Source organism: Oerskovia sp. NPDC060287, from assembly GCF_042726775.1.
In the GTDB taxonomy this organism is placed as follows: Bacteria; Actinomycetota; Actinomycetes; order Actinomycetales; family Cellulomonadaceae; genus Oerskovia; species Oerskovia merdavium.
The window spans coordinates 1-6,148 of sequence record NZ_JBHXBO010000242.1 but is presented as its reverse complement, the minus strand read 5'-3'; the positions used below and the strand labels follow the sequence as shown (position 1 = coordinate 6,148).

Sequence of the window (6,148 nt, the reverse complement as noted above, 5' to 3'; positions counted from 1 at the left end):
GAATCGACCCCCGATAGCCGCATCTCGATCCCCCTCGGGCCCGGTCCGCCAGTGCGGGCTGGGTGCGGGCCGGGCCAGGGCGGCGCCGGACCGGGCCAAGCAGCCCCAGGCAAACGCCCGCCAGGCCAGGCAAGCGCCCGACCGGCAAGGGTCCGACAGTTGTCCACAGGTACCGGGCACCGCCCCACAGCGACGTCCGGATCTGCGAACCTCTCCCCGTGCCCGCTGCTCTCGTCCCGCTGCCGCCCACCCCGTTCCTCGTGGCCGACGCCTGCGCGGCCGGGTGCACACGCGACCAGCTGCGCCACCCCGCGCTGCACACGCCGGTCCGCGGGGTCCGCATGGCGGCCGGGTCCGCGAACGATCTCGACGCACTCTGCCGCGCCGTCGCCCTGACCTTCCGGGCCGGGGACGCGTTCTCGCACCTCACGGCGGCCGCTCTCCTGGGGCTGCCCCTGCCTGCTCACCATCGGCCGACCGAGCGGTTGCACGTCTCCAGCAGCCCTGGGTCGCGCTCGCGCGACGCGGCGTTGCTCGTCGGGCACTCGGGAGTGCTCGCCCAGCAGACCTTCCGGCACCAAGGGCTTCCGGTGACCGTCCCCGCCCGCACCTGGTTGGACCTCGGCAGCATGACGGGCACGGACGCCGGAGACCGCCTGACGCGCGGGGAACTCGTCGTCCTGACCGACGCGGTCCTCGCGCTGCGTCACCCGGCCACCACCCGCCTCGCACTGGAGCGCGCGCTGTCCTGGTTCGTCGGCGGTCGCGGGCGGCGTGACCTGCGGACTGCGCTGTCTGCCGCCCGATCCTTCGTCGACTCGCCCATGGAGACGCGGGTCCGGCTCCTGCTGGTCGCCTCGGGCTTCCCGTGCCCGGTCGTCGGGGCGGACCTGCTCGCGGAGGACCAGTGGGTCGCGCGTCCAGACATGTGCTGGCCGCAGGCGCGCATAGCGATCGAGTACGACGGCGCACACCACTACTCGTCCCAGCACCAGATGCGCAGCGACGTCGCCCGCAGGGAGAACATCGAACGGCTCGGCTGGAGAGTGGTCGTCCTCTACTCGCACGACGTGCTCACCGCGTGGAAAGCGACCTGCGGGCGGTTGATCACCGCGTTCGGGGACCAGGGCGTGGACCTCGGTCGGCTCGCCGACGCTCCCGACACCCCTGTGCGCGCCCGCATCGTCGTCGCTCGGCGCTGACCGTCCCGTCGACCCGTCAGCCGGCGGTCGCGGGCTCGCCTCAGCACCCGTCCAGCCTAGAAGCCGTGCGCCGACGCATGACCACCACCCGCGAGATGCGGCCATCGGGGGTCGAATCGGCCATTCGACCCCCGATAGCCGCATCTCGGCGTCGGGCGCCCCGGGCCCAGGGCCCTCCCGCCGCCCCAGGCCGCTCAGCCCGTCAGGACCCGGTACCCGGCTCCCCGCAGCTGCGCCACGAGCGCCTCGCAGTGCTCCTGCCCCTTGGTCTCGACCTGCATGCGCACCCAGGCCTCGCCGATCGCGAGGTGCACGTCGGTACGGTCGTGGTCGATGTGCATGATCGAACCGCCGACCCCCGCGATCACGTCGAGCATCTGCGCGAGCGCTCCCGGCCGGTCGTCGAGCAGGACCTGCATCTGCATGTACCGGCCCGCGGCCGCGAGCCCGTGCCGCAGCACGCGCAGCAGCACCAGCGGGTCGATGTTCCCCCCGGACAGGATCACCACGACGGGGCCCTCCCACCCGGTCGGGTCGGCCAGCAGCGCGGCCACCCCCGCGGCCCCCGCCGGCTCGACGACGAGCTTGGCCCGCTCGGTGATCATCAGCAGCGCCCGGGACAGCTCGTCCTCGGTCACGGTGCGCACCTCGGGACCGAGCTCGGACACGATCGAGAACGGCACGGGTCCCGGGGTGCCCACCGCGATGCCGTCGGCCATGGTCGAGCGGGCGAGCGACGTCGTCGGGACCCCTGCCGCGAGCGAGCCCGGGTACGCCGCGGCGCGCGCCGCCTGGACCCCCACGACCTTGACGTGCGGCGCGGCCTCGGCCATGGCCGCCGCGACGCCCGCGACCAGGCCGCCGCCGCCGAGCGGCATGACGACGGTGCGGACGTCGGGCACCTGCTCGAGGATCTCGAGCGCGAGCGTGCCCTGGCCCGCGACGACGTCGGGGTGGTCGAACGGGTGGATGAAGACCGCGCCCGTGCGCTCGGCCTCGGCCTTCGCGGCCGCGAGCGTCTCGTCGACGTCGACGCCGACGAGACGCACCTCGGCGCCGTACTCGCGCGTCGCGGCGACCTTGGGCAGCGCGGCGTCGACCGGCATGTAGACCACGGCCTGGATACCGAGCAGCCCCGCCGCGAACGCGACGCCCTGGGCGTGGTTCCCGGCGCTCGCCGCGACGACACCGCGTGCCTTCTCCGCGGGGGTAAGCCGGGCCATGCGGATGTACGCGCCCCGGATCTTGAAGGAGCCGGCGCGCTGGAGGTTCTCGCACTTGAGGACCACGGGCACGCCGGCGACCTGGCTGATCGCACGGCTCGTCTGGACGGGGGTCCGGTAGGCGACGCCGTCGAGCATGCGGGCGGCGTCGCGGATGCTGTCGAGGGTCACGGCGGGTTGAGCGAGGGTCACGCGTCCCCGCCCGTGCTCGTCCCGGTGCCCGACGGCGTCGCGCGCCCCGGGCGGGTGCGCCGGCGACCCGCGGTGGTCGAGGAGGCCGGGACCCTCTCGTCGTCCGCGAGGTCGGCCTCGGCGCGACGGATCATGACCGGCACCGCGGGCTTGCCACGGATGACGAGGGTGTCGTCGGTCCCGAGGTCGGGGAACTTGTCGTGCCCGTTGAAGTACAGGACCACGGTGTTGATCAGGGCGGCGAGCGGCACCGCGAACAGGGCGCCGACGATGCCCGCCGCGAACCCGCCCGCGGCGACCACGAGCAGCACCGCGACCGGGTGCAGCGAGACCGCGTGCCCCATGAGGAACGGCTGGAGCGCGTGGCTCTCGATCTGCTGGACCGCGAGCACGATGCCCAGCATGATGAGCGCCGCGACCCACCCGTTCGCGACCAGCACGACCAGCACGGCGACCGCGCCCGTCACGACCGCTCCGACGATCGGGATGAACGACCCGACGAACACGAGGATGCCGAGCGGCAGGGCGAGCGACGGCACGAAGAAGGCCGCACCGACACCGATACCGACGGCGTCGACGAGAGCGACGAGGATCTGCGTCCGGGCGTAGGCGGACAGCGTGACGATGCCGCGGCGCCCGGCCTGGTGGATCGTGAACCGCGAGCGCGCCGGGAACAGCCCCACGCACCAGGACCAGATGGTCCGTCCGTCGAGCAGGAAGAAGAACGTGCAGAACAGGGCGATCACGGCACCCGCGGCCACGTGGCCGACCGTCGTGGCCGCACCGAGCGCGCCTGACACGATGCTGTCCTGGCTCGAGCTGATGAAGCCCTCGAGCTCCTTCAGGTACCCGTTGATCTGCTCGACGCCGAGCCCGAACGGGCCGGCCTCCAGCCAGTCCATGAACTCGTTGAAGCCGTCGATCGCCTTGTCCTTGAGCTCGGCGATGCCGCTCACGATCGTGCTGCCGGCGACCGTGACGAGCCCGGCGACCACCGCGAGCAACCCGAGGAGGGCCGAGATCGAGGCCAGCCCGCGCGAGAAGCGCAGGTGCCGCTGGAGGAAGCTGCGGACCGGCGTGAGCAGGACCGTGAGGAGCAGCGCGATCGCGACCGGAACGACGATCACCTTGAACAACGCCGTGACGTAGAGGCTCGCGGCGACGAGCGCGCCGATCAGGAGGAGACGCCACGACCACGCCGCGGCGGTCTGGATCGACGGCGGGACGGCCTCCGCACCGAACGGCTTGCCGCCCCGTGGGTTCGTCCCCGACGTGCCCGCCGACGCGACGGCACCTGCGGGGGCGGGCGACGCCGTCGGGCAGGGAGCGCCCGCCTGGGCCGCACGGCCCTTGCGCGATGCCGCGCTCACGCGAGAGCCCGCGCGAGGTCCGCGATCAGGTCTGCTGCGTCCTCGATACCGACCGACAGGCGCACGAGGTCGTCGGGGACCTCGAGGGCCGAGCCCGCGACCGACGCGTGCGTCATACGACCGGGGTGCTCGATCAGCGACTCGACACCGCCGAGAGACTCCGCGAGCGTGAACACCTGGGTGCGGGCGCAGACCGCGAGCGCCTTCTCCTCGCTCCCCGCGCGGAAGGACACCATGCCGCCGAACCCGCGCATCTGCCGCGTCGCGAGCTCGTGACCCGGGTGCGACGCCAGGCCCGGGTAGATGACCTGGGTCACCGCGGGGTGCGTCTCGAGGAACTCGGCGACCGCGGCCGCGTTGGCAGCGTGCCGGTCCATGCGCACCGCGAGCGTCTTGAGGCCGCGCAGCGTGAGCCACGCGTCGAACGGCCCGGCGACCGCCCCCGAGGAGTTCTGGTGGAAGCCGACCGCGTCGGCCAGGCCGCGCGTGCCCGCGGGCGAGACGAGGTCGCCCGGGAGCTCGGCGCCGTCCGCCACGACGAGCGCTCCCCCGACGACGTCGCTGTGCCCGCCGATGTACTTGGTCGTCGAGTGCACGACGACGTCCGCCCCCAGGGCGATGGGCTGCTGCAGGTAGGGCGTCGCGAAGGTGTTGTCGACCACGAGGGTCGCGCCGTGCGCGTGCGCGACCTGTGCGAGCGCCGCGATGTCGCTGATGCCGAGCAGCGGGTTGGTCGGGGTCTCGACCCACAGGACCTTGGTGCGCCCAGGCTGGACCGCGGCTCGCACGGCGTCGAGGTCGGTGAGGTCCACGGCCGTGTGCTCGATCCCCCACGGGCCGAAGACCCGGGCGACCAGGCGGTACGTGCCTCCGTACGCGTCGTCGGGCACCAGGACGTGGTCACCCGGGCGCAGCGTCGCCCGCAGGAGCGTGTCCTCCGCGGCGAGGCCCGAGGCGAACGCGAAGCCGCGCGCCTGCGCAGCCCCGGCAGGCGTCTCGACGGCGCCGAGCGCCTCCTCGAGCGCGGTGCGGGTCGGGTTCGCGGACCGGGAGTACTCGTACCCCCCGCGCAGACCGCCGACGCCGTCCTGCTTGTAGGTGGAGACCTGGTAGATCGGGGGCACGACGGCCCCCGTCGTCGCGTCCGGGTCCTGTCCCGCATGGATGGCGCGGGTCGCGAAGCCGGTGCTCGACCAGTCGGGGTGGGAGGGAGTGCTCGCGCTGCTCATCCTGTGAGCCTACGTGCCCTGACGGCGCGTGTTCCTGCCGAACACGACGGTTCTCGGAGAGCGGACGTGTGCATTTCACCCACGGCCGATCGGCAGGAGGCTCCCGGGGAACAGCGGGCGGCGACGAGGTGTTGCCCAGGTGTCGGCAACAGGTGGAGGTAAAGATGTTCGAGTCGTTGTTCGGGTCCTCGATGAAGACCCAGATGGTCGCGCCCGAGAAGGCGCTCGCCGGGCGGGACCAGCCCGTGCTCCCCGTGGCCCGCCCGCACACGGTCCTCGGGACCTCGATCACGGGCCCGTGGCCCGAGGGCACGCGCGTGCTGTACCTCGCGATGGGCTGTTTCTGGGGGGCCGAGGAGATCTTCTGGCAGGTGCCGGGTGTGATCTCGACGGCCGTCGGCTACATGGGTGGCACCACGCCGAACCCCACGTACGAGGAGGTCTGCACCGCCCGCACCGGGCACACCGAGACCGCGCTCGTGGCCTACGACCCGTCGGTCGTGAGCGAGGAGGAGCTGCTCAAGATCTTCTGGGAGCGCCACGACCCCACGCAGGGCTACCGGCAGGGCAACGACGTCGGCACCCAGTACCGCTCGGCGGTCTACTGGACGACGCCCGAGCAGGAGGCCGCGGTCCGCGAGACCGAGGCGCGGTACCAGAAGGTGCTGACCGCACGCGGGCTCGACCCCATCACCACGGAGGTCGCGCCGGCCGAGGGCCGCACGTTCTACTACGCCGAGGACTACCACCAGCAGTACCTCGACAAGAACCCCAACGGCTACCGCTGCCACGCGACGACGGGGATCCCTTTCCCCGACGCGGCATGACGCTGGGCTGCGCGCCCTGGCCGGTCTGAACGGCCCCGCCAGGCTGAACGGTCTCGCCGAGAAGTGAGTAGGTGCCCCTGTTCGGGTCGGATCTGGGCCACCTAC

The 6,148-nt window shown here is 72.9% G+C and carries 5 protein-coding genes; 2 read left to right on the top strand and 3 right to left on the bottom strand.

The genetic code is table 11. The annotated features are described in order from the left end of the window. Nucleotides 1–218 precede the first annotated feature (218 nt). The gene (locus ACFWFR_RS16550; protein WP_377623684.1) at nt 219–1,202 is read left to right on the top strand and encodes a DUF559 domain-containing protein; all 984 of its coding nucleotides are present in this window, start codon (nt 219–221) and stop codon (nt 1,200–1,202) included. Nucleotides 1,203–1,396: 194 nt separating this feature from the next. Here the strand turns inward: ACFWFR_RS16550 and ilvA are convergent, their stop codons facing one another. From ilvA to ACFWFR_RS16535, 3 genes are read right to left on the bottom strand one after another with little or no spacing between them, the layout of a single operon-like run. Then, on the bottom strand, nt 1,397–2,563 hold the full coding sequence (ilvA, locus tag ACFWFR_RS16545) for a threonine ammonia-lyase (RefSeq protein WP_191800608.1): 1,167 nt from the start codon (nt 2,561–2,563) through the stop codon (nt 1,397–1,399). A gap of 50 nt (nt 2,564–2,613) precedes the next feature. Next, on the bottom strand, nt 2,614–3,987 hold the full coding sequence (locus ACFWFR_RS16540; RefSeq protein WP_377623683.1) for an AI-2E family transporter: 1,374 nt from the start codon (nt 3,985–3,987) through the stop codon (nt 2,614–2,616). Beyond that, nucleotides 3,984–5,216 (bottom strand): cystathionine gamma-synthase, encoded by a 1,233-nt coding sequence (locus ACFWFR_RS16535; RefSeq protein WP_377623682.1) that lies wholly within the window; start codon nt 5,214–5,216, stop codon nt 3,984–3,986. Before ACFWFR_RS16535 ends, ACFWFR_RS16540 begins: the two co-directional genes overlap by 4 nt. Nucleotides 5,217–5,380: 164 nt before the next feature. On the opposite strand from ACFWFR_RS16535, the gene msrA reads away from it, so the two are divergent. Continuing rightward, nucleotides 5,381–6,043, top strand: a complete 663-nt coding sequence (msrA, locus tag ACFWFR_RS16530; RefSeq protein WP_191800279.1) for a peptide-methionine (S)-S-oxide reductase MsrA — start codon at nt 5,381–5,383, stop codon at nt 6,041–6,043. Nucleotides 6,044–6,148: the final 105 nt, after the last annotated feature.